The following is a 21,868-nucleotide window of genomic DNA, read 5'->3' as shown; positions in this document are numbered from 1 at the left end:
GTCACGACGCCGCGAAGCGGCGCACCAGCTTTCCGCCGAACACGTTCACCGCGAGCCCGCCCATCACGAGCGCGGCGCCGATCAGTTGCGCCTGGGTCAGATGCTCGTCGAGCAGCAGCGCCGACGACGCGAGCCCGACGATCGGCACCAGCAGCGAGAACTGCGCGACCTGCGCGGCCGGATAGCGCGACATCAGGCGGCTCCACAGGCCGTAGCCGACGAGCGTCGCGACGAACGCGAGATAGACGACCGCGAAGATCGACGCGCCGTCCAGCCCCGAGAGCGCGGCCCCGATCCGCTGCGGCCCCTCGAACCACAGCGACAGCAGGAAGAACGGTACGGGCGGCACGAGGCTCGCCCACACGACGAGCGACACGAGGTCCGCACGGCCGACCTTCTTCGTGACGATGTTGCCGAACGCCCACATCGCGGCCGAGCAGATGGTCAGCAGGAAGCCCGCGAGCGTCATCGCGCGGCCGCCCTGCGCCGCGATCACGACGAGCCCGGCCGCGGCGATCGCGAGCCCGGCCAGGTTCTGCACGCGCAGCCGCTCGCCGAGGAACAGCATCGCGAACACCAGCGTGAAGAACGCCTGCGACTGCAGCACGAGCGACGCAAGGCCGGCCGGCATGCCGACGTACATGCCGGTGAACAGGAACACGAACTGGCCGAGCTGGATCGTCGCGCCGTACAGGATCAGCATGCGCCACGGAATCCGCGGCCGGCGCACGAAGAACACCGCGGGCACCGCCGCAAGCGTGAAGCGCAGCGCGCCGAGCAACATCGGCGGCATGCCGTGCAGGCCGACCTTGATCACGACGAAGTTCACGCCCCACGCCAGGATCACGACCAGCGCGAGCAGCAAGTCCTTCGGGGCCATCATCGGCGTCTCCTCGATTGTCGGATGGATGTTCTGAAGCCGGTCAGTCTACCGGGTTTCGCCACGCGGCCCGATACCCGCGAGGCGCGCATGGAATCGGCGGCCTGCGCGGCCGCGCGTCGGCACGCGTCGGCACGCGTCGGCAGGAAAGCAGCATCGCGCGTACCCGCCGGCGCCGATACCGCCGGCCGGCGCGTTCGTCAGGTCCGTCACGCGCGTCGCCGCCGCGCCGCCAGTACAATGACCGGCATTCCAGCCGCTCCCCACGAGGTCCGCCATGAGCGATCCGATCAAAGCCCTGCTGAAGCCGCACGTCCGCGACATCGGCAACCTGCAGGTGCGCCGCACGCTGCCCGCGCTCGCCGCGCGCCTCGTCGGCCCGTTCATCTTCTTCGATCACATGGGGCCCGCGACGCTGCCGGCCGGCACCGGGCTCGACGTGCGCCCGCACCCGCATATCGGGCTCGCCACCGTCACCTACCTGTTCGACGGCGCGATCCTGCATCGCGACAGCCTCGGTTCGCTGCAGGAGATCGTGCCGGGCGACGTGAACTGGATGACGGCCGGCCGCGGCATCGTCCACTCGGAGCGCACGCCCGACGCGCAGCGCGCGAGCGGCCATACGGTGCACGGGATCCAGACCTGGGTCGCGCTGCCCGTCGCCCACGAGACCACCGAGCCGTCGTTCGAGCACCATGCGGCCGATACGCTGCCCACGCGCCACGAAGACGGCGTGTCGCTGACCGTGATCGCCGGCGACGCGTTCGGCCTGCGCTCGCCGGTCACGACGTTCTCGCGCACGCTGTACGTCGCCGCGCAATTCGCGGCCGGCGGCCGCCTCGAACTCGACGCGTCGCACGAGGAGCGCGCGGTCTACGTGGTCGACGGCGACCTGACGATCGACGGCACGCCGGTGCCGGCCGCGCAGATGGCCGTACTCGCGCCGGGTGCAACCGTCACGCTCGCGAGCGGCAACGGCGCACGCGCGATGCTGCTGGGCGGCGACAAGATCGACGGCGAGCGCTTCATCGAATGGAATTTCGTCGCCAGCAGCCGCGACGCGATCGAGCGCGCGAAAGCAGCATGGACGAACCAGGCAATGGGCAAGGTGCCCGGCGAAACCGAGTGGATTGCGCTGCCCGAATCGAAGCCGCGTTGAAAAACGGGCGCGCCGCCCCCATCCTGACGACATTCGAACGGAAGAGAACGACATGGACACCACGCTTGCCACTTTCGAGAAAGACGTCATCGAGGCGTCGCTGGACACGCCCGTGCTGGTCGACTTCTGGGCGCCGTGGTGCGGCCCCTGCAAGACGCTCGGCCCGCTGCTCGAGAAGCTCGAAGCCGATTACGAAGGCCGCTGGAAGCTCGTGAAGGTGAACGTCGACGAGAACCAGGAGCTCGCCGCGCACTTCCAGACGCGCAGCATCCCGCACGTGATCGCGTTTGCCGACGGGCGCCCGGTCGACCAGTTCATCGGCGTACTGCCGGAAGGCCAGTTGCGGGCGTTTCTCGACCGGCTGCTGCCGGCGCCCGACGAAGCCGAACGCCGCGCCGCACAATACGCGATCGCCGAGTCGCGCTACGACGATGCGCTCACCCACCTCGAGGCGGCGCTCGCGCTGAACCCCGGTTTCGACGACGCACGGCTCGACCTGATCGAACTGCTGCTCGCGAACAACCAGGTGGATGCCGCGCGCACCGAGGCCGAGCGCCTGGCGCCGCAGATCGTGCAGGGCGCCGATCCGCGCTACCAGGCGATCAAGACCCGTTTCGATGCGCTCGACGCGACGGCCGACCTGCCGCCGACCGATGCGCTCGAAGCACGCATCGCAGCGAACCCGGCCGATCTCGAAGCACGCTTCGACCTCGCGCAGAGCCTGATCGCGCGACGCGCCTACGAAGGCGCGCTCGAGCAGTTGCTGGAAATCGTGTTGCGCGACCGCGCGTATGGCGACGACCTCGGCCGCCGCACGATGATTTCAGTGTTCGAGCTGGCGGGCGATCGCCCCGAGCTCGTCGCCGCGTGGCGGCGCAAGCTGAGCATGGCGCTCAACTGACGAACCAACGGCCGGCCGGGCCGCAACGGCCCGGCCGAGTCGCCCTGTCGCGCGCGGCGGGTTTGCCGCGCCGCAGCATTCCCCTGCGCGTCGATCGGTTCCCTGATCAGCCCGCGGCCCGCGCCGCGATCGCCCGCAGCGCATGCGCGGCGGCCGCGAAGCCGAAGCTCGCGGTCACGCACACGCTCGAACCGAACCCCGCACAGTTGAGCCCCGCGACATGCGCGGCGGCGGACGGCTCCGCGCCGTCCTCGATGTCGCAAGCGGCCGCTTCCGGATAGATCAGCGGCTCGTCCGAATACACGGCGCTGACCTTGAAGCGCGCCTTCGGCCCGCGCGGAAAGCCGTGCTGCTTGCGCAGCTGCGCGCGCACCTTCGACAGCAGCGGATCCTGGATCGTCAGCGCGAGATCGTCGATCCGGATGCGCGTCGGGTCGAGCTGCCCGCCCGCGCCGCCGACCGTGACGAGCGGCTGCCCTTTCGCGACGCACCACGCGATCAGCGCGACCTTCGTGCGCACGCTGTCGATCGCGTCGATCACGTAGTCGAAGCCGCCGCCGAGCAACGCGTCGAAGTTGTCGGGCTCCGCGAAATCCTCGATCCGGTTCACGCGGCACGCCGGATCGATCAGCGCGATCCGCTCGGCCATCGCGTCGACCTTCGGCTTGCCGTAATTGCCGTCGAGCGCGTGGATCTGCCGGTTCGTATTGCTTTCCGCGACGTTGTCGAGGTCGATCAGCGTCAGCGTGCCGATCGCGCTGCGCGCGAGCGCCTCGGCCGTCCACGATCCGACGCCGCCGATGCCGATCACGGCAACGTGCGCACCCTCGAACGCGGCGAGCGCAGGGGCGCCGTACAGCCGCGCGATGCCGCCAAAGCGGCGTTCGCGATCCACGTCAAGCCGGATTGTCGGGGTCGGGGTAAGATCAGAGGAACTGGGCGGGGCAGTGTCGGCAGCGGACATGGCAGCAAGGAAAACGTAAGTCGAGCAGCCCTCTATTTTGCCTGAACTCCCCGTCGACACGCGCCACTGTGCACGCACGATTCTCGCGCGTTCGCTATACTGGCCCCAGATTGAAGCGTTTGCATAACATGACGACTCTCGCCGATCTCCGCATCAATTATTCGCGTGCTTCGCTCGACGAAGCAGACGCCGCCCCCGACCCCTTCGCCCAGTTCGATCGCTGGTTCAAGGAGGCGCTCGCCGCCAAGCTCCCCGAGCCCAACACGATGACGCTCGCCACCGTCGGCGATAACGGCCGGCCGTCGGCCCGAATCGTGCTCATCAAGGCCGTCGACGAACGCGGGTTCGTCTTCTTTACCAATTACGAAAGCCGCAAGGGCCGCGATCTCGCCGCCCATCCGCACGCGGCGCTGCTGTTCTACTGGATCGAGCTCGAGCGCCAGGTGCGCATCGAAGGCCGGATCGAGAAAACCAGCGCCGACGAAAGCGACCGCTATTTCGCGTCGCGCCCGCTCGGCTCGCGCATCGGTGCGTGGGCGTCCGAGCAGAGCGCCGTGATCGACAGCCGCGCGACGCTCGAAGCGCGCGAGAAGGCCGTGGCCGAACGCTACGGCGAGAACCCGCCGCGCCCGCCGCAGTGGGGCGGCTATCGCGTCGTGCCCGACGCGATCGAGTTCTGGCAAGGCCGCCCGTCGCGACTGCACGACCGCCTGCTCTATACGCGCGACGCCGCGGCGGCGGCCGGCTGGACGATCTCGCGCCTGTCGCCGTAAGCGCCGCTGCCGCGGTGCCGGCGCACGCCGGTCGTGTCTCGTGTTGCATCCGGGCGCCCGCCTCGCGAGAGGCGGGCGCCGGTCAAGATACTTGGCTGTATTCGATTCAACGAACAAACGGAGAATCCAAATGTTCTGGGAAAAGAAGCTGGCACAGTGGGCGGACGAAGTACGGGCAAAAGCGAACATACCGGCGCGCCTCGTGCTGTGGAACGGCGATCAACTCGATTTCGGCACCTTCAGCGCGCCGCAGGTCACGTTGAAGGTCAACAGCGCGTCCGCGTTGCCGCTCCTGCTCGAACCGAGCCTCGACAATCTCGGCGAGGCGTACGTGAAGGGCAAGATCGACATCGAGGGCCGGCTGTCGGACATCATCAACATCAGCTATTCGCTCGCGCGCAGCACGGTCACCAGCGCGAGCAAGCTCGCGCGCGTGAGGCGCTACTTCAATCACACGAAGAGCACCGACAAGAAGGCGATCCAGTATCACTACGACGTCTCGAACGCGTTCTACCAGCTCTGGCTCGACGAGAACATGGTGTACTCGTGCGCGTACTTCGAGAACGGCGACGAGGATCTCGCGACCGCGCAGATCAAGAAGATCGACCACATCCTGACCAAGATCCAGCTTCAGCCCGGCCAGCGCCTGCTCGACATCGGCTGCGGCTGGGGCGCGCTCGTGCTGCGCGCCGCGCAGAAGTTCGGCGCGCAGTGTCTGGGCGTGACGCTGTCGCAGAACCAGTTCGACCTCGCGACCGCGCGCGTGAAGGCCGCCGGGCTCGAGGACAAGATCGAGATCCGCCTGCAGGACTACCGCGAGATCGAGGGCCAGTTCGACCGCATCACGAGCGTCGGGATGTTCGAGCACGTCGGCCGCAAGAACCTGCCGCTCTATTTCTCGCGCGTACGTGAGCTGCTGACCGACGACGGCGTCGCGATGAACCACGGGATCACGTCGACCGACGCGGAAAGCGGCGAGACGGCGCTCGGCGGCGGCGAATTCATCGACCGCTACGTGTTCCCGGACGGCGAGCTGCCGCACATCAGTCTCGCACTCGAAGCGGCGCAGCGCGGCGGGCTCGAGGCGATTGACGTCGAAAGCCTGCGGCGGCACTATGCGCGCACGCTCGAGATCTGGACCGAGAACTTCGAGGCGAAGGCGGATGAGGCGCGCGCGCTCGTCGACGACGAAAAATTCCGCATCTGGCGCGTGTACCTCGCCGGTTGCGCGTATGCGTTCGAGCACGACGACGTGTCGATCTTCCAGATCGTGTGCCGCAAGGCCGGTCACAGCGCGAAAACGCTGCCGTGGTCGCGGCGCTACATGTACGAAAACCCGCTGCCGCGCTAGGCGGCACTTCAAGCTGGGCAGGCATGGGTGACGGCAGGACGCGGCGCGACACACCGCCGCAACGACAGCAGCGCGACGAACCGGACGGGTCGCACGCCGACGGGCAGTTCGACCTGTTCGGCGCGTCGCCCGACGACGCGCGCGCGGCTGCGCCGGCGGAAGACGACAACCCTGCAGGCGCTGGCGACCGCGTGACGCCGGACGAGCGCGACGCCGCGCAACCTGCAAAGCCGCCTGCGCGCGCCGCCAGCCGTGCATCACCCCGCCCTTCCGCCGATCAGGATCCGGAACCGCCCCCCGCCTCCGGCCTGCTGTGGGACGAGCCGTCCCCGCCGGCCGCGCCGCCGAAGAAGGGCCGTCGCCGGCGCGGCGTGCCGCCCGCCCCGGTTTCCGCCGACGTCGCCGAAGCGGCGGCCGCGCTGCCGCCGAATGTGCGGCTCGGCACGTCGTCGTGGTATTTCCCCGGCTGGGACGGCATCGTCTACGACGGCGATTTCGCGCAGACGAAGCTGTCGCGCGAGGGGCTCGAGGCGTACGGCGCGCATCCGCTGCTGAAGAGCGTGAGCCTCGACCGGTCGTTCTACGGCCCGCTGTCGGTGGCCGACTACCTGCGCTATGCGCAACAGGTGCCGGACGACTTCCGCTTCGTCGTGAAGGCGCCGGCGTCCGTCACCGACGCGGTCGTGCGCGGCCGGCGCGGCGAGCCGTCGGGCCCGAACCCGACCTTCCTCGACGCGCCGCTCGCCACCCGGGAATTCGTGGAGCCGTGCCTCGAAGGGCTCGGCAGGAAGGCCGGCGTGCTGGTGTTCCAGTTTTCGCCGATGCCCGATCAACTGCTCGCCGAACCGGCGGCGCTGATCGACCGGCTGTCGGCGTTCTTCGCGGCGCTGCCGCCGCTGCCGCCGGACGCCGACGGCACGCGCTACGCGATCGAGATCCGCGACGCGAGCCTGCTCACGCCGCGCTTCATCCGCTCGCTCGCGGCGCTCGGCGTGCGCTACTGCGTCGGCCTGCACGCGCGGATGCCCGACCCGCTGCGCCAGGCGGCCGCGCTCGCGCTGCTCGACGGCGACGCGCCGGGCCCGCTGATCGTGCGCTGGAGCCTGCACGGCGGGTTCAAGTACGAACAGGCGAAAGCGAAGTACGAGCCGTTCGACAAGCTCGTCGACGAGGATCCGGCCACACGCTCGGCGCTCGCCGAGCTGGCCGCGCGCTACACGCTGGCCGGACAGCCGGTGATCATCACGATCAACAACAAGGCGGAAGGCTCCGCACCGCTGTCGTGCCTCGCGCTCGCGCGCGAGATCGCCGCCGCGTGCGCGCACTGGCGCAGCGAGGCGGCGTAGGGGTCGCGGCGCGGGCGCCCGCGCCCCCAAATGACACGCGGGCTTGCCGGCCGATTACGCGCCGCGCAGCGACTTCAGCCGGTGCGAGAACTTCTGGCGGAATTTCGCGAGCTTCGGCCCGATCACGACCGAGCAGTAGCCCTGCCCCGGATTGCGCGCGTAATAGTTCTGGTGATAGTCCTCGGCCGGCCAGTAGTTGTCGTCGAGCGGCACGACCTGCGTGACGATCGGCTGCCCGAACATCTGCTCGCGCTCCAGTTCGCGGATCACCTCCAGCGCGATGTCGCGCTGCGCGTCCGAATGCGTGAACACGACCGACCGGTATTGCGTGCCGACGTCGTTGCCCTGCCGGTTCAGCTGGGTCGGATCGTGCGTCGCGAAGAAGATCTCGAGGATCTCGCGATAACCGATGCGCGCCGGATCGAACGTCACGTTCACGACCTCCGCGTGACCGGTGTCGCCGTCGCAGACGTCGCGATAGCCGGGATTGCGCGTATGGCCGCCCGCATAGCCCGACTGGACGGCCGTCACGCCGTCGACGTCGAGAAACACGGCCTCCGTGCACCAGAAGCACCCGCCGCCCACGGTCGCGGTTTCAAGCATCTCGTTCACCATGAAATCATCACCTCGTTGATGACGGCGGCCGGCACGCAGGCACGCGCCGGCGCCGCCGGTCCGTATCGCCGCTGCCCGGTTGACCGGCGCGAAGCGGCACGCGTTCAAGTATCTCACTCGCGCGCGAATCAGGCAGAAACGCGTGCGTGCCGCGTACCACCAGCCGCGCGTTTCTCGACTACACTTAGGCACGCCTCGCCGCGACGGCACACCGTCCGGCTGCACGCAGCGTCCGATGCATGCCCGCCCTGATGCCACCATCATCCGCCGGAACATCGATATGCACGCCCCAGTAGATTCCGTCCGCATCGCGAACCCGGCCGCCGGCGTCCCTCGCGCGGTCGCTTCCATCGCACCATTGCGTCGCCGTGCGCGCGTTGCGCCGCATGCGCGACGATCCGGTGCACCGCGTTTCCCCGCTGTCCCGATCTGATGCATGCACCGCACCGCGCGTCCCGCAACGCGTGCGGCCGCCGGCGCATTCGCATCACGCAACTGTTCGACCCGCACGCACGCGAACGGCCGTGCGCCCGTGATCCGATACAACCGAGAGAGGCACTACGATGAGCATGCGGCCTGACCCGACATTTCACGCTTCGCCGGAACTCGCGATGCAGGCGCCGGCGGAGGAATTCGCCTATACCTTGTTGCTGAGCCCCGATTTTTCCAGACCCGACGCGCTCGCCGTGATCGACGTGAAGCCCGGCTCGGCGACCTACGGCAGGATCGTGCACACGGTGACGATGCCGAACACCGGCGACGAATTCCACCACTTCGGCTGGAATGCGTGTTCGTCGTCGCTGTCGCCGCTGACCGGCCACGCGTTTCTCGAGCGCCGCTTCCTGATCATCCCCGGCCTGCGCTCGTCGCGCATCTACGTGATCGACACGAAGCCGCACCCGACGCAGGCACGCATCCACAAGATCATCGAGCCCGACGAGATCTTCGCGAAGACCGGCTATTCGCGGCCGCACACGGTCCACTGCGGCCCCGAGGGCATCTACGTGAGCACGCTCGGCGGTGCAGGCAAGGACGGCACCGACGGCGCGCCCGGCATCTTCATCATGGACTGCGAGACCTTCGACGTGCTCGGCCGCTGGGAAATCGACCGCGGCCCGCAGGACAAGCATTACGACTTCTGGTGGAACCTGCCGCGCGACTACATGGTGTCGAGCGAATGGGCGCTGCCGCCGCAATTCGAGAACGGCATCGTGCCGGAAGACCTGCTCGCGAACCGCTACGGCCACCGGCTGCATTTCTGGGACCTGCGCGCGCGGCGCAACGTGCAGACGATCGATCTCGGCGCGCACCACCAGATGGCGCTCGAGGTGCGGCCCGCGCACGATCCGGTGCGCGAATACGGGTTCGTCGGCGTCGTGGTCGACACGACCAATCTCGAAGGGTCGATCTGGACCTGGTGGCGCGAGGACGGCCAGTTCCATGTGAAGAAGACAGCGACGATTCCGCCCGAGCCGGCCGCGGCCGACGAACTGCCGCCGCTGCTCAAGGGATTCGGCGCGGTGCCGCCGCTCGTGACCGACATCGACCTGTCGCTCGACGACCGTTTCCTGTACGTGTCGTGCTGGGGCACGGGCGAGATGCGCCAGTACGACGTATCGGATCCGCATCACCCGGTGCTCGCGGGGTCGGTACGCATCGGCGGGATCGTGCGCCGCGCGCCGCACACGAACGGCCGCGCGTTCGCGGGCGGCCCGCAGATGGTCGAGATCAGCCGCGACGGCCGGCGCGTGTACTGGACCAACTCGCTCTACTCGACGTGGGACGACCAGTTCTATCCGGACGGCGTGCCGGCCGCGCAGGTGCTCGCGCATGCGGGGCCGGACGGCGGGCTGACGCTCGCCGACGACTACTGGGTCGACTTCCCCGACGGCTATCGCGCGCACCAGATCCGGCTCGAGGGCGGCGACTGCTCGACCGACTCGTTCTGCTATCCGTCGGTCAAGCGTTGAGCACCGGCCTTCCCGCGTCGCTCGCGTTGTGGGCAGCCGTGCTCGCGAGCGGCGTCTATCACGGGCTCAACCCGGCGATGGGCTGGCCGCTCGCGGTGTCGAACGCGCTGATGACGCGCCGCGCAGGCGCGCTCGTCGCGGCGCTCGGCTATCTCGCGCTCGGCCACGCGCTCGCGGTATTCACGGTGATGCTGCCGTTCGGGCTGCTCGCCGCGTTGCTCGCGTGGCAGTCGGCGATCCGGATCGGCGCGAGCGCGCTCGTGATCGGCTTCGGCGCCGCGTTGCTGATCCGTCGGCGCCATCCGCGCGCGCTCGCGCGGATTCCGCCCGCGCGGCTCGGGCTCTGGTCGTTCGCGGTCGCGCTCGCGCACGGCGCGGGGCTGATGCTGGTGCCGATTTATCTGGGACTCTGCGGGCTCGACGGGGACGCCGGCCATCGCGCGGCGGCCACGCTCGTCGACGCGCATCTCGGGATGGCGCTTGTCGTCGCGGCCGTGCACGCGGCCGCGATGATCGGCGCGGGCGGCGTGCTGGCGTGGCTCGTGTACCGCTATCTCGGGTTGAAGTTCGTTGCACGGAGCTGGTTCAACCTCGATGCGGTGTGGGCGTCGAGCCTGATCCTGACGGGTGCGCTGTCGCTCGGGTTGGCGGCGACGCGGTAGCCCCCGGCGCGCGGCGCGGCCGCGATGGCGCGCAACAAAACGCGATCGAACGGCCGTTCCGCAGCGATGGCGGCGCCGCGCGACAGTGTTCGCTACCTCACGCTCGCGCCGCAATGCGCCGTCCGCACGGGCTTGCCGGTCGCGATTCCGCTAAAATCGGGCCATGCGCACCACTTTCCAACCGACCGCCCCGGCCTTGCCGCCTTTCGTCCGCCGCGCCCGTTGCATCCGCCGCGCGCCGCGCCTGTCCGTTTCGTTCCGGATGGCCGCCCGATGAAGCATGCCAACCCGCCGGATTTCGATTCGGCCGCCTTCCGCCAGGCGCTCGGCCAGTTCGCGACCGGCGTCACCGTCATCACGACGCGTGCGCCGTCCGGGCAGCTGATCGGCATCACCGCAAGCTCGTTCAACTCGGTGTCGCTCGATCCGCCGCTCGTGCTGTGGAGCCTCGCGCACAAATCGGCGTCGACGCCGGTGTTCCGCAGCAACAGCCATTACGTGGTGAACGTGCTCGCGGCATCGCAGCTCGACCTGTGCAAGCGCTTCTCGACCTACAAGGGCGACCGCTTCGAAGGCATCGCGCATGCGGCCGGCAACTCGGGCATGCCGGTGCTCGACGGTGCGCTGGCGTGGTTCGAATGCCACAACCGCAGCCGCTACGACGAAGGCGACCACGTGATCTTCGTCGGCGAAGTGGAACGCTGCGGCGTGCGAGACGTGTCGGACGCCGCGCCGCCGCTCGTGTTCCACGGCGGTGGCTTCCACGGCCTCACACCGCTTTGATCGCCCCGGTGCGCGCCAGTCCGACCGGCGCGCCCGCTTCGTCCTTCAGCGTCTGCAGCACGATGTTCGAACGGATGTCCATCACGCCCGGCGCCTTGTAGAGCCGGTTCAGCACGAAATCCGAATAGTGCTTGAGGTTGTGTGCGAGCACGCGCAGCAGGTAGTGGCTCTCGCCCGTCACGACGAACGCGCCGACCACCTCCGGCCATTCGCGCAGCGCTTCCGCGAAACGCTCGTGCCATTGATTCTCTTCGTTGCGCATCGACACCTGCACGAACGCCTCGAGCTCGAAGCCGAGCTTCTCGCGGCTCAGGCACGCGCGATAGTGCTCGATCACGCCCTGCTCTTCGAGCAGGCGCATCCGGCGCAGGCAGGCCGACGGCGAAAGCGAGATGCGTTCGGCCAGGTCGAGATTGCTGATTCTGCCCTCCTCCTGCAGTACCGCCAGAATCCGGCAGTCGGTGGCATCGAGCGTGATCGCATGCATTTTTGGTCCCCGTTTTCCCTCTGATTCGAATTATCTGCCAATCGGGCGGATTGTCCATGTTTATTTCGCAAGCACTTTCTGCGAGCGTCCACCTATCATTCGAAGCATCGATTCACCGATTCGTCATGCCATGGACACACTCTGGGACATCTCGCCGCCGGTCAGCCCCGCCACCCCCGTGTGGCCGGGCGATACGCCGGTTTCCGTCGAACGCGTATGGCGGATGGAGGCCGGCTCGCCGGTCAACGTCGCGCGCCTGACGCTGTCGCCGCACACCGGCGCGCACTGCGATGCGCCGCTCCACTACGACGCCGACGGCGCGCCGATCGGCGCGGTGCCGCTCGACACCTATCTCGGCCCGTGCCGCGTGATCCACTGCATCGGCGCATCGCCGGTCGTGCGCCCGGCCGACCTCGAGGCCGCGCTCGACGGCGTGCCGCCGCGCGTGCTGCTGCGCACCTATGCGCGCGCCCGCGTCGAGCAATGGGACAGCGGCTTCTGCGCGGTCGCGCCCGAGACCGTCGACCTGCTCGCCGCGCGCGGCGTCAAGCTGATCGGCATCGACACGCCGTCGCTCGACCCGCAGGAATCGAAGACCATGGATGCGCATCATCGCGTGCGCGCGCACCGGATGGCGATCCTCGAAGGGATCGTGCTCGACGACGTGCCGCCCGGCGACTACGAGCTGATCGCACTGCCGCTGAAGTTCGCGACGCTCGATGCGAGCCCCGTGCGTGCGGTGCTGCGCGCGCTGCCCGGCCGATCCTCCTGATTAACCGAACCACTGACCCGACATCATGATCAAGACCCGTGAAGACGCGCTCGCCCTCGATCGCGACGACCCGCTCGCCGCACTGCGCGACCAGTTCGCGCTGCCCGGCGGCGTGATCTACCTCGACGGCAACTCGCTCGGCGCGCAACCGCGCGCATCGGCCGCCCGCGCGCAACAGGTGATCGGCGCCGAATGGGGCGAAGGCCTGATCCGCAGCTGGAACACCGCCGGCTGGTTCGCGCTGCCGCGCCGCCTCGGCGACAAGCTCGCGACGCTGATCGGCGGCGCGCCCGGCGAGACCGTCGTGACCGACACCATCTCGATCAACCTGTTCAAGCTGCTGTCGGCGATGCTGCGCCACCAGGCCGGGCGCGCACCGCAGCGCCGCGTGATCGTGTCGGAGCGCTCGAACTTCCCGACCGACCTGTACATCGCGCAAGGGCTGATCGAGCAGCTCGGCGGCGGCTACGAGCTGCGCCTGATCGACGATCCGGCGGACCTGCCGGGCGCGCTCGGCGCGGACACGGCCGTCGCGATGATCACGCACGTGAACTACCGCACCGGCTACATGCACGACATGCCGGCCGTCACGCAGCTCGTGCACGACGCGGGCGCGCTGATGCTGTGGGATCTCGCGCATTCGGCCGGCGCGGTGCCGGTCGACCTGAACGGCGCGCATGCGGACGGCGCGGTCGGCTGCACGTACAAGTACCTGAACGGCGGCCCCGGTTCGCCGGCGTTCGTGTGGGTGCCGCACCGCCATCACGCGCATTTCTCGCAGCCGCTGTCGGGCTGGTGGGGCCACCGCGCACCGTTCGCGATGCAGCCGGGCTTCGCGCCCGATCCGGGCATCGCGCGCTTCCTGTGCGGCACGCAGCCGATCGTGTCGATGTCGATGGTCGAATGCGGGCTCGACGTGTTCCTGCAGACCGACATGCACGCGATCCGCCGCAAGTCGCTCGCGCTCACCGACGCGTTCATCGCGCTCGTCGAAGCGCGCTGCGCGGGCCTGTCGCTGAAGCTCGTCACGCCGCGCGCGCATCACCAGCGCGGCTCGCAGGCGAGCTTCGAGCATCCGCACGGCTACGAGGTGATGCAGGCGCTGATCGCGCGCGGCGTGATCGGCGACTACCGCGAGCCGTACGTGCTGCGCTTCGGCTTCACGCCGCTCTACACGCGTTTCGCCGACGTGTGGGATGCCGTCGAGACGCTGCGCGACATCCTCGCCACCGATGCGTGGAAGGCCCCCGAGTTCGCCGAGCGCGGCGCGGTGACCTGATCGGCATCGCCCGGCGCGCGCAGGCCGCGCGCCGGGCCCCCGTCATTCAAATCTGGAGAGAGTCGTGAATTCTGGTCATATGCAGCCACCCGGCGACGATGCGCCGGCGGGCTGCCCGTTCTCGGGCGCACGCGCGGGCCACCCCGCTCATGAAGCGCCGCACGTGCCGGGCGATGCCCCCGCGCAAGCCGGCTGGCACGACGCGCAGCTCGATTTCTCGAAGTCGATGAGCTACGGCGACTACCTGTCGCTGAACGCGATCCTCGACGCGCAGCATCCGCTGTCGCCCGATCACAACGAGATGCTGTTCATCATCCAGCATCAGACGAGCGAGCTGTGGATGAAGCTCGCCCTCTTCGAGCTGCGCGGCGCGCTCGACGCGGTGCGCGGCGACGCGCTGCCGCCCGCGTTCAAGATGCTCGCGCGTGTGTCGCGGATCCTCGAGCAGCTCGTGCAGGCGTGGAACGTGCTGTCGACGATGACGCCGTCCGAGTATTCGGCGATGCGGCCGTATCTCGGCCAGTCGTCGGGCTTCCAGTCGTACCAGTACCGGCAGCTCGAATTCCTGCTCGGCAACAAGAACGTGCAGATGCTGCAGCCGCATGCGCACCGGCCCGACATCCTCGAGCAGGTGCGCGCGACGCTCGAGGCGCCGTCGTTCTACGACGAGGTCGTGCGCCTGCTCGCGCGGCGCGGCTTCCCGATCGCGCCCGAGCGGCTCGAGCGCGACTGGACGCAGCCGATGCGTCACGACGAAACCGTCGAGGCCGCGTGGCTCGAGGTCTATCGTCACCCGCAGCAACACTGGGAGCTCTACGAGATGGCGGAGGAACTCGTCGATCTCGAGGATGCATTCCGCCAGTGGCGCTTCCGTCACGTGACGACCGTCGAGCGCATCATCGGCTTCAAGCAGGGCACGGGCGGCACGAGCGGCGCGCCGTACCTGCGCAAGATGCTCGACGTCGTGCTGTTCCCCGAGCTCTGGCACGTGCGCACGACGCTGTAACGCACGTCAGCCGCGCACGTCATGCGCCCGCCGTCACGACGACGTGCGGGCCAGTTCCTCCCCTTCGCGCGGCTGCACTGTCGCGCGCGACAGTCGCGGGATATGCCGTCGCACGACGAGCAGCGCGACGCAGACTACCCCCATCGCGATCGCCAGCATCGTCAGGTAGGCCGCGGCGCCCCCCGTGGTGATCACGATCGCGCCCGCGAACGCGCTGAGGATCGCGCCGAGCCGGCCGAACGCGAGCGCGCTCGCGGTCCCGGTTGCCCGCACCGCCGTCGGGTAGATGTACGCGCAGAGCGCATACATCGTCGACTGCACCGCGTTGACGAACAGCCCGTGCAGGCCGAGCCCGACGATCAGCCAGCCCGTATGGCGGCTTGCATCCACGCCCATCAGCCACACCGCGCTCACGGCGCCGCCGATGCTGCACAGCGCGAGCGGCCAGCGCGACCCGGCATGCGCGATCGCCCATGCGCACAGCAGCGCGCCGATCACGCCGCCGAGGTTGTACGCGGTGAGCCCCGAGCCCGCGACCGACACGCTCAGCCCGCTCGCGGCCAGCATCGTCGGCAGCCAGCTGAATGCCGCATACACCGCGAGCAGGCACATGAAGAACGCGCACCACAGCGCGATCGTGTCGCGCGCTTGCCCGCCGGCGAACAGCGCACCGAACCCGCCTCGTGCGCCGGGCGCGCGTGCATCGCGCAGATCGGTGAACGCGGTACCGGGCGCGACGGGCCGCTGCATGCGCGCGAGCAGCGCGCCGAGTTCCGGCCAGCGTGCGGGGCGGCGCGCCAGGTAGCGCGGCGATTCGGGCAGCGCGCGCACCAGCACGAAGCCGAGCACGAGCGGCAGCGCGCCGCCGGCGAAGAACAGCCCGCGCCAGCCGTAGCTCGGCAGCACCTCGTGGGCGAACAGTCCGGCCAGCATCCCGCCGAGCGGCACGCAGACGATCGTCGCCGTCACCATCATCGTGCGGCGCCGCGCGGGCGTGTATTCGGCCGTCATCGTCGTGGCCGTCGGGAGCGCGCCGCCGATCCCGAGCCCCGCGCAGAAGCGCAGCATCGCGATCGTCGCGACATCCGGCGCGAAGCCGATCGCGCAGGTCGCGACGCCGAACAGGAACACGCTGCCGATCACGGCCTGGCGGCGGCCGAAGCGGTCCGCGACCAGCCCCGCGCACGCGCTGCCGATGCCCATCCCGATCAGCCCGGCGGCCACCGCCGGCGCGAACGCGCCGCGCGTGATCCCCCATTCGCGCATCAGCACCGGAATCGCGAAGCCGATCAACTGGCCGTCGAAACCGTCGAGCACGATCGCGAGCGCGGCGAGCAGCACCACGTAACGCTGCATCGTCGTGAACGGCCCGTCGTCGAGCGTCGCGCCGATGTCGACCGGGGGCGGCTGCAACCCGTCGCGCGTGCTCATGCGCGCTCCCGCGCGCCGCGCGTCGGCGGCAAGGTGCGCGAACGGCGCGCGTCCAGACAACGGCATTCGATGACTTTCATGGCGTCTCCTGTTGCCCGGGCTGGCGCGGTGGCGCGTGCCCGGATCTCGTGCTGCGCAGTCGGCCGGCGTCGACGCATCGGCGCCGGCTCCGGTGTCTTGTCCAACCCGTCCCGATCCGGCGACGTCGCCTGCGCGCGACGCACTCGTATCGTCTTGCGGCGCAAGCCGGCCGCCGGCCTGATGCTCAGTCGATCCGTGCGTCGATCAGCCGGACCAGCGCGAGCAGCGTGTCCGTATGCGGCACCGCGACGCCCGTCTCGCGCGCGGCCGCGACGACCTGGCCGTTGATCGCGTCGATCTCGGTACGGCGACCCGCGAGCACGTCCTGCAGCATCGACGGCCGATGGCCGCGATGCGCGTGGATCGCATGCTCGACGTTGCGCGCGATGCGTTCGCCGTCCACGGCGATGCCTTTCGCACGCGCGACGGCGGCCGTCTCGGCCGCGATCGCGAGCGCGAGCCGCGGGCCGTCCGGAACGCCGCCGAGCTGGTCGACCGTGCAGCCCGTCGCCGCGCACAGCGTGTTGAGCGCCGCGTTGAACGCAACCTTCTCCCAGATCGCGGCCCACACGTCGGCATCGAGCGAACACGCGAGCCCGGCACGCGACAGCGCGTCGGCCACGGCCGCCGCGAACGGACGCGTCGCGCCGTCGGCCGTCATCATGCGGATCGTGCCGGCACCGTGCGAACGCACGTGCCCGGCGCCGGCGAAGTCGGCCGGCCACGTCGTGACGCCGACCAGAATGCGCTCGAGCGGCACGAACGCATTCAGCGTCTCGACGTTGCCGAGACCGTTCTGCAGCGTCAGCACGTGCGTATGCGGCGTCAGCAATGCGCGCACGCCTTCGAGCGCCGCACGCGTGTGCAGCGATTTCGTGAAAACGATCAGCAAGTCGAACGGTATGTCGGGCGACGCGCTTGCGGCCGCATTCGCCGCTTCCGGCCGAATGGCCTGCAACGTACGGATGCGGCGCTCACCGCGATCGTCGTCGAGGCGCAGCCCGTCGCGACGGATCGCATCGAGATGCGCGTCGTTCACGTCGATCAGCGTGACGGCCTCGCCGTGCTCGGCCAGCAGCGCACCGAACAGCGAGCCCATCGCGCCCGCACCGAGAATCGCAATCCTCATCGTCGGCGGCCTCTCAGAACGGATAGTGGCGCGGCACGGTCTGCACGGTGATCCAGCGCAGGTCCGTGAACGCGGCGATGCCGGCCTTGCCGCCGAAATGACCGAAGCCGCTGTCCTTCACGCCGCCGAACGGCATCTGCGCCTCGTCGTGCACGGTCGGGCCATTCACGTGGCAGATGCCCGATTCGATGCGCGCCGCGACGCGCATCGCGCGCGCGACGTCGCGGCTGAACACGGCCGACGACAGCCCGAACGCATTGTCGTTCGCGCAGCGGATCGCGGCCGCCTCGCCGTCGACCCGCACGATGCCCTTCACCGGCCCGAACGATTCCTCCGCGTAGATCCGCATCGCGGGCGTCACGCGATCGAGCAGCGTCGCCGGAAACAGCGTGCTGCCGGACATGCCGCCGCACAGCAGCGTCGCGCCGTGCGCGAGCGCATCGTCGATCAGCGCGTTGCAGCGCTCGACGGCCTTCATGTCGATCAGCGAGCCGAGCACGACGGGACCGTGGCGCGGGTCGCCCAGCGGCAGCGACGCAGCCTTCGCGGCGAGCTTCGCGACGAACGCGTCGGCGATCGATGCGTCGACGACGATGCGCTCGGTCGACATGCAGATCTGCCCGGAATTCGCGAACGCGCCGAACGCGGCCGCCGCGACCGCCGCGTCGAGATCCGCATCGTCGAGCACGACGAACGGCGCCTTGCCGCCGAGTTCGAGCACCGACGGTTTCAGATGACGCGCGCACGCTTCGGCGACGATCCGCCCGACGCGCGTCGATCCGGTGAAATTCACGCGACGCACCGCCGGATGCGCGATCAGGGCATCGACGACGGCGCCCGCATCCTCGGGCGCGTTCGTCACGAAGTTGACGACGCCCGGCGGCAGCCCGGCCTCCTGCAGCGCCTCGACGATCAGCCCGTGCGTGACGGGACACAGTTCGGAGCCCTTCAGCACGACCGTGTTGCCGCATGCGAGCGGCAGCGCGAGCGCGCGCGTCGCGAGGATCACCGGCGCGTTCCACGGCGCGATGCCGAGCACGACGCCGGCCGGCTGCCGCACGCCCATCGCGAGCGAACCGGGCACGTCGGACGGGATCAGCTCGCCGCCGACCTGCGTGGTCAGCGACGCGGCCTCGACGAGCCCGCTCGCGGCAAGGTGCACGTTGAAGCCGGCCCACAGCGCCGACGCGCCGGTTTCGGCCGCCATCGCGGCGACGAACTGCTCGTGCTTCGCTTCGAGCGCCGCGGCCGCCTTCAACAGCAGTGCGCGGCGCGCGCCGGGGCCGAGCGCCGCCCACGCTGGAAACGCGCGGGCGGCCGCGTCGGCCGCCGCGCGCGCATCGTCGACCGTGCCCGCGGGCGCGGCCGACGCGGCTTCGCCGTCGAGCGGGTTGCGGCGCACGAAGGTCGCGCCGCTGGACGAATGGCGGCGTTCGCCGCCGATCAGCATCGATACGGTTTGCATGGATTCTCCGGAACGACGCGCCATGCGCGTCAGGCAACCTCGACGTCGACGACGACGGGCGTATCGGCCCGCAGCGCGTCCGTCAGCGTGTCGCGCAGGCGCGCGGCATCGGCGACGCGGATGCCGCGGCACCCCATCCCTTGCGCGAGCGCGACGAAATCCAGGTCGGGCAGATCGGTGCCCTGCACCGGATCGTCGGGGCCGAAGCCGAACACGGGCGCGAAGTCCTGCAACGCCGCGTAGCGGCGATTGTTCAGGATCACGAACGTGATCGGCAGCTTCAGCTGCGCGGCGCTCCACAACGCCTGGATCGAATAGAGGCTCGACCCGTCGCCGATCAGGCCGATCACGCGCCGCCCCGGCCGCGCGAGCGCGACGCCGACCGCGGCCGGCATCCCGTAGCCGAGCCCGCCGCTGTCCATCGTGTAGAACGTGCCGCTGCGCGTGAACGGCAGGTGCATTTGCATCACGGGCCGCGCGCTCGGCGCTTCCTCGACGACGATGTCATGCGCGTCGCGCACGTCGGCGAGCGTCTGCAGCGCGAACGCCACCGACATCCGCTCGCCGGCGGCCGGCGCTTCGGCGCGCGGACGCGGCGGCCGCGGCGCGGGCATCGGCCGCTCGGGCGGCGCCGGCCGGGCCAGCAGGTCGCGCGCCGCGAGCCGCAGGTTGCCGACGACCGCGTCGCCCGACGGCGTCCACGCCGCCGTGCCCGGATCGTCGACGAGCTGCACCAGCGTGGCGCCCGGCGGCACGTGCGGGCCGAAGCCCTCGACGTGATAGGTGAACGCAGGTGCGCCGAACGCGAACACGAGGTCGTGCCCGTCGAGCCGCGCGACGATCTTCTCGCGGATCGCGGGCAGGAAGCCGGCGAACAGCGGATGGTCCTCGGGAAAGCTGCAGCGCCCCGACATCGGCGCGACGTACACGCTTGCGCGGTGCCGCTCGGCGAGCCGCACGACGTCGTCCCACGCACCGGCCCGATCGACGGCCGCACCGACCACCAGCGCGGGACGCCGCGCGGCATCGAGCGTGTCGCCGAGCCGCGCGAGCGCGTCGGGATCGGGCCGCACGACGCTGCTCACGTCGCGGCGCGGCAGCAGCTCGGCCGGCTGGTCCCAGTCGTCGACCGGGATCGACACGAACACCGGCCCGCGCGGCTCCTGCATCGCGATCCGGTAGGCGCGCGCGATGGCGGCCGGCACGTCCTGCGCGCGCGCGGGCTCGATGCTCCATTTCACATAGGGCTTCGGCATCTCGGCGGCCTGCGTCGCGCCGAGGAACGGATCGAACGGCAGGATCGCGCGCGCCTGCTGGCCCGCGGTGACGATCAGCGGCGTGCGGTTCCTGAACGCGGTGAACAGGTTGCCCATCGCGTTGCCGACGCCGGCCGCCGAATGCAGGTTGACGACCGCCGCATTGCCGGTGGCCTGCGCATGACCGTCCGCCATCCCGGCCACGACGGCCTCCTGCAGGCCGAGCACGTAGCGGAAATCGGCGGGGAAATCGCGAAACATCGGCAGCTCGGTCGAGCCGGGGTTGCCGAACACGCGATCGATGCCGAACTGGCGAAACAAATCGATGACGGCGTCGCGGACGGTGATCGGCGTGGCGGAATGGGACGGGGTGCCGGACATGCTCGGGCGTCTCCTCGGTGGCTTGGCGGTTTCCACAGTATCGAAGCGCGAGTCATTCTCGGATACTGTATTTTCTGCGAAAAGCCATTACGGTTCGGCATGACTTTCGATCTCCGACAATTGCGTGCCTTCACGACCATCGTCGCGTGCGGCAGCCTCGGCCGCGCGGCCGACGCGCTGCACGTGACCCAGCCGGCGCTGAGCCGGATCCTGAAGCGGCTCGAGGACCAGGTCGGCGCGCCGCTGTTCGAGCGCCATTCGAAAGGCGTGCAGCTGACCGCGTTCGGCGAGGCGCTGCTGCCGCATGCGACGCTGCTGCAGCACGAGGCAGAACACGCGCGCGAGGAGCTCGACGCGATGCGCGGGTTCGCGAAGGGCACGATCAAGGTCGGCACGGTGGGCAGCATCGCGAGCCTCGTGCTGCCGGTCGCGGTCGGCCGCGTGCTCGACCGCTGGCCGAACCTGCGCGTCGAGATTCTCGAAGGCGTGTGGGACCGGCTCGCGGAAGGGCTGAACAAGCACGAGATCGATCTCGCGTTGTCGGCGCACGGGCCCGACACCGACGAGATCGTCGCGATTCCGGAGTGCCGCTGGGAAGATCGCAGCCATATCGTTGCGGCGCCGCACCATCCGCTGCGCGCGCTCGGCCGCGCACCGACGCTCGCCGACACGCTGCACGCGCGCTGGGCGATTCCGCCGCGCGGCACCGCGCCGTTCGATCACATGCGCGCGACCTTCGATGCGCACGGGCTCGCGCTGCCCGACATCGCGGTCGAGACGCGCTCGGTCACGACGCTCAAGAGCCTCGTCGCGCATGCGGGCTTCCTGAGCTGGATGGCCGAACCGATGTACGGCGCCGAACGGCTCGCCGGCACGATCGACACGCTGCCGGTGCGCGAGGTCGTCGCGGTGCGCACGCTCACCGCGTTCCGGCGCCGCCACGGGATCCTGCCGGGGCCGGCCGGCAAGCTGCTCGACGAACTCGTCGCGCTCACGCGCGAAGGGCGCTGACGCCCTGCTCCTTCCGGCCCCCGCTCCCGCACTGCCCGCGCACCGCCGCAGCGCACCATCGAAATGCCGTGTCTCCGCCTTGACTTTCGCTCGCCCGAATACGATCATTCGCTCACACAAAGAGCAAATGATCGTATTCGACAGGAAAACTGGCACGAACAGGAGA

20 protein-coding genes are annotated in these 21,868 nt (G+C 69.7%); 12 read left to right on the top strand and 8 right to left on the bottom strand.

What is annotated here, in order from left to right; all coding sequences use genetic code 11:
* Position 1: 1 nt before the first annotated feature.
* The gene (locus DIE21_RS22520; RefSeq protein WP_185640583.1) at positions 2-880 is read right to left on the bottom strand and encodes an EamA family transporter; all 879 of its coding nucleotides are present in this window, start codon (positions 878-880) and stop codon (positions 2-4) included.
* A 277-nt stretch (positions 881-1,157) separates the two neighbouring features.
* Between DIE21_RS22520 and DIE21_RS22515 the strand changes: the two genes are divergently transcribed.
* Positions 1,158-2,039, top strand: a complete 882-nt coding sequence (locus tag DIE21_RS22515) for a pirin family protein (protein WP_124499790.1) — start codon at positions 1,158-1,160, stop codon at positions 2,037-2,039.
* A 52-nt stretch (positions 2,040-2,091) separates the two neighbouring features.
* Positions 2,092-2,940 (top strand): thioredoxin, encoded by an 849-nt coding sequence (trxA, locus tag DIE21_RS22510; protein WP_124499789.1) that lies wholly within the window; start codon positions 2,092-2,094, stop codon positions 2,938-2,940.
* Between the two features lie 106 nt (positions 2,941-3,046).
* On the opposite strand, the gene tcdA is transcribed toward trxA, so the two are convergent.
* Positions 3,047-3,904, bottom strand: coding sequence for a tRNA cyclic N6-threonylcarbamoyladenosine(37) synthase TcdA (tcdA, locus tag DIE21_RS22505; protein WP_124499788.1), 858 nt, complete (start codon positions 3,902-3,904; stop codon positions 3,047-3,049).
* A gap of 128 nt (positions 3,905-4,032) precedes the next feature.
* On the opposite strand from tcdA, the gene pdxH reads away from it, so the two are divergent.
* From pdxH to DIE21_RS22490, 3 genes are all read left to right on the top strand, one after another.
* On the top strand, positions 4,033-4,677 hold the full coding sequence (gene pdxH / locus DIE21_RS22500; RefSeq protein WP_124499787.1) for a pyridoxamine 5'-phosphate oxidase: 645 nt from the start codon (positions 4,033-4,035) through the stop codon (positions 4,675-4,677).
* 130 nt (positions 4,678-4,807) lie between these two features.
* The gene (locus tag DIE21_RS22495; RefSeq protein WP_124499786.1) at positions 4,808-6,028 is read left to right on the top strand and encodes a cyclopropane-fatty-acyl-phospholipid synthase family protein; all 1,221 of its coding nucleotides are present in this window, start codon (positions 4,808-4,810) and stop codon (positions 6,026-6,028) included.
* A 23-nt stretch (positions 6,029-6,051) separates the two neighbouring features.
* The gene (locus tag DIE21_RS22490; RefSeq protein WP_124499785.1) at positions 6,052-7,374 is read left to right on the top strand and encodes a DUF72 domain-containing protein; all 1,323 of its coding nucleotides are present in this window, start codon (positions 6,052-6,054) and stop codon (positions 7,372-7,374) included.
* Between the two features lie 54 nt (positions 7,375-7,428).
* Here the strand turns inward: DIE21_RS22490 and msrA are convergent, their stop codons facing one another.
* A complete protein-coding gene (msrA, locus tag DIE21_RS22485; RefSeq protein WP_124499784.1) occupies positions 7,429-7,989 on the bottom strand; it encodes a peptide-methionine (S)-S-oxide reductase MsrA in 561 nt (186 codons plus the stop codon).
* Positions 7,990-8,552: 563 nt separating this feature from the next.
* Between msrA and DIE21_RS22480 the strand changes: the two genes are divergently transcribed.
* The 3 genes from DIE21_RS22480 (at position 8,553) to DIE21_RS22470 (ending at position 11,404) form a co-directional block, all read left to right on the top strand.
* Positions 8,553-9,959: a selenium-binding protein SBP56-related protein gene (locus DIE21_RS22480; RefSeq protein ID WP_124499783.1), complete on the top strand. Its 1,407-nt coding sequence runs from the start codon at positions 8,553-8,555 to the stop codon at positions 9,957-9,959.
* A complete protein-coding gene (locus tag DIE21_RS22475; RefSeq protein ID WP_124499782.1) occupies positions 9,956-10,621 on the top strand; it encodes a hypothetical protein in 666 nt (221 codons plus the stop codon). The genes DIE21_RS22480 and DIE21_RS22475 overlap by 4 nt, the downstream gene beginning before the upstream one ends.
* Positions 10,622-10,894: 273 nt before the next feature.
* Positions 10,895-11,404 (top strand): flavin reductase family protein, encoded by a 510-nt coding sequence (locus tag DIE21_RS22470; RefSeq protein WP_124499781.1) that lies wholly within the window; start codon positions 10,895-10,897, stop codon positions 11,402-11,404.
* On the opposite strand, the gene DIE21_RS22465 is transcribed toward DIE21_RS22470, so the two are convergent.
* Positions 11,391-11,891, bottom strand: coding sequence for an Lrp/AsnC family transcriptional regulator (locus DIE21_RS22465; RefSeq protein ID WP_006477992.1), 501 nt, complete (start codon positions 11,889-11,891; stop codon positions 11,391-11,393). The genes DIE21_RS22470 and DIE21_RS22465 overlap by 14 nt on opposite strands.
* Before the next feature lie 130 nt (positions 11,892-12,021).
* On the opposite strand from DIE21_RS22465, the gene kynB reads away from it, so the two are divergent.
* The 3 genes from kynB to kynA all read left to right on the top strand — a co-directional run bounded on the left by kynB (position 12,022) and on the right by kynA (position 14,948).
* A complete protein-coding gene (gene kynB, locus DIE21_RS22460) occupies positions 12,022-12,663 on the top strand; it encodes an arylformamidase (RefSeq protein WP_124499780.1) in 642 nt (213 codons plus the stop codon).
* 25 nt (positions 12,664-12,688) lie between these two features.
* Positions 12,689-13,942 carry a kynureninase gene (gene kynU / locus DIE21_RS22455; RefSeq protein WP_409364645.1) on the top strand — a complete coding sequence of 418 codons (1,254 nt, stop codon included), beginning with the start codon at positions 12,689-12,691 and terminating at the stop codon, positions 13,940-13,942.
* 79 nt (positions 13,943-14,021) lie between these two features.
* The gene (gene kynA, locus DIE21_RS22450; protein ID WP_124499824.1) at positions 14,022-14,948 is read left to right on the top strand and encodes a tryptophan 2,3-dioxygenase; all 927 of its coding nucleotides are present in this window, start codon (positions 14,022-14,024) and stop codon (positions 14,946-14,948) included.
* A 33-nt stretch (positions 14,949-14,981) separates the two neighbouring features.
* Here kynA and DIE21_RS22445 read toward each other — a convergent pair whose 3' ends face one another.
* The 4 genes from DIE21_RS22445 to mdlC form a co-directional block, all read right to left on the bottom strand.
* On the bottom strand, positions 14,982-16,379 hold the full coding sequence (locus DIE21_RS22445) for an MFS transporter (protein WP_124499779.1): 1,398 nt from the start codon (positions 16,377-16,379) through the stop codon (positions 14,982-14,984).
* Positions 16,380-16,644: 265 nt separating this feature from the next.
* Complete coding sequence (locus tag DIE21_RS22440) at positions 16,645-17,589, bottom strand: ketopantoate reductase family protein (RefSeq protein WP_124499778.1); 945 nt, start codon at positions 17,587-17,589, stop codon at positions 16,645-16,647.
* Between the two features lie 13 nt (positions 17,590-17,602).
* Complete coding sequence (locus tag DIE21_RS22435; RefSeq protein WP_124499777.1) at positions 17,603-19,054, bottom strand: aldehyde dehydrogenase family protein; 1,452 nt, start codon at positions 19,052-19,054, stop codon at positions 17,603-17,605.
* 29 nt (positions 19,055-19,083) lie between these two features.
* Positions 19,084-20,691 (bottom strand): benzoylformate decarboxylase, encoded by a 1,608-nt coding sequence (mdlC, locus tag DIE21_RS22430; RefSeq protein WP_124499776.1) that lies wholly within the window; start codon positions 20,689-20,691, stop codon positions 19,084-19,086.
* Positions 20,692-20,790: 99 nt separating this feature from the next.
* On the opposite strand from mdlC, the gene DIE21_RS22425 reads away from it, so the two are divergent.
* Entirely contained in the window at positions 20,791-21,702 is a 912-nt protein-coding gene (locus DIE21_RS22425) for a LysR family transcriptional regulator (RefSeq protein ID WP_124499775.1), read from the top strand.
* Positions 21,703-21,868: the final 166 nt, after the last annotated feature.

The organism is Burkholderia sp. Bp9140 (assembly GCF_003853425.1).
Lineage (GTDB): Bacteria > Pseudomonadota > Gammaproteobacteria > Burkholderiales > Burkholderiaceae > Burkholderia.
Note: the sequence above shows the minus strand (reverse complement) of the source record. Positions and strands in the feature narration are given on the sequence as shown.

Excerpts from the sequence above, each read along its gene's own strand:
- DIE21_RS22520 (WP_185640583.1), bottom strand. The coding sequence starts at position 880 with ATGGCCCCGAAGGACTTGCTGCTCGCGCTGGTCGTGATCCTGGCGTGG.
- DIE21_RS22515 (WP_124499790.1), top strand. The coding sequence starts at position 1,158 with ATGAGCGATCCGATCAAAGCCCTGCTGAAGCCGCACGTCCGCGACATC.
- trxA (WP_124499789.1), top strand. The coding sequence starts at position 2,092 with ATGGACACCACGCTTGCCACTTTCGAGAAAGACGTCATCGAGGCGTCG.
- tcdA (WP_124499788.1), bottom strand. The coding sequence starts at position 3,904 with ATGTCCGCTGCCGACACTGCCCCGCCCAGTTCCTCTGATCTTACCCCG.
- pdxH (WP_124499787.1), top strand. The coding sequence starts at position 4,033 with ATGACGACTCTCGCCGATCTCCGCATCAATTATTCGCGTGCTTCGCTC.
- DIE21_RS22495 (WP_124499786.1), top strand. The coding sequence starts at position 4,808 with ATGTTCTGGGAAAAGAAGCTGGCACAGTGGGCGGACGAAGTACGGGCA.
- DIE21_RS22490 (WP_124499785.1), top strand. The coding sequence starts at position 6,052 with ATGGGTGACGGCAGGACGCGGCGCGACACACCGCCGCAACGACAGCAG.
- msrA (WP_124499784.1), bottom strand. The coding sequence starts at position 7,989 with ATGGTGAACGAGATGCTTGAAACCGCGACCGTGGGCGGCGGGTGCTTC.
- DIE21_RS22480 (WP_124499783.1), top strand. The coding sequence starts at position 8,553 with ATGAGCATGCGGCCTGACCCGACATTTCACGCTTCGCCGGAACTCGCG.
- DIE21_RS22470 (WP_124499781.1), top strand. The coding sequence starts at position 10,895 with ATGAAGCATGCCAACCCGCCGGATTTCGATTCGGCCGCCTTCCGCCAG.
- DIE21_RS22465 (WP_006477992.1), bottom strand. The coding sequence starts at position 11,891 with ATGCATGCGATCACGCTCGATGCCACCGACTGCCGGATTCTGGCGGTA.
- kynB (WP_124499780.1), top strand. The coding sequence starts at position 12,022 with ATGGACACACTCTGGGACATCTCGCCGCCGGTCAGCCCCGCCACCCCC.
- kynU (WP_409364645.1), top strand. The coding sequence starts at position 12,689 with ATGATCAAGACCCGTGAAGACGCGCTCGCCCTCGATCGCGACGACCCG.
- kynA (WP_124499824.1), top strand. The coding sequence starts at position 14,022 with ATGCAGCCACCCGGCGACGATGCGCCGGCGGGCTGCCCGTTCTCGGGC.
- DIE21_RS22445 (WP_124499779.1), bottom strand. The coding sequence starts at position 16,379 with ATGAGCACGCGCGACGGGTTGCAGCCGCCCCCGGTCGACATCGGCGCG.
- DIE21_RS22440 (WP_124499778.1), bottom strand. The coding sequence starts at position 17,589 with ATGAGGATTGCGATTCTCGGTGCGGGCGCGATGGGCTCGCTGTTCGGT.
- DIE21_RS22435 (WP_124499777.1), bottom strand. The coding sequence starts at position 19,054 with ATGCAAACCGTATCGATGCTGATCGGCGGCGAACGCCGCCATTCGTCC.
- mdlC (WP_124499776.1), bottom strand. The coding sequence starts at position 20,691 with ATGTCCGGCACCCCGTCCCATTCCGCCACGCCGATCACCGTCCGCGAC.
- DIE21_RS22425 (WP_124499775.1), top strand. The coding sequence starts at position 20,791 with ATGACTTTCGATCTCCGACAATTGCGTGCCTTCACGACCATCGTCGCG.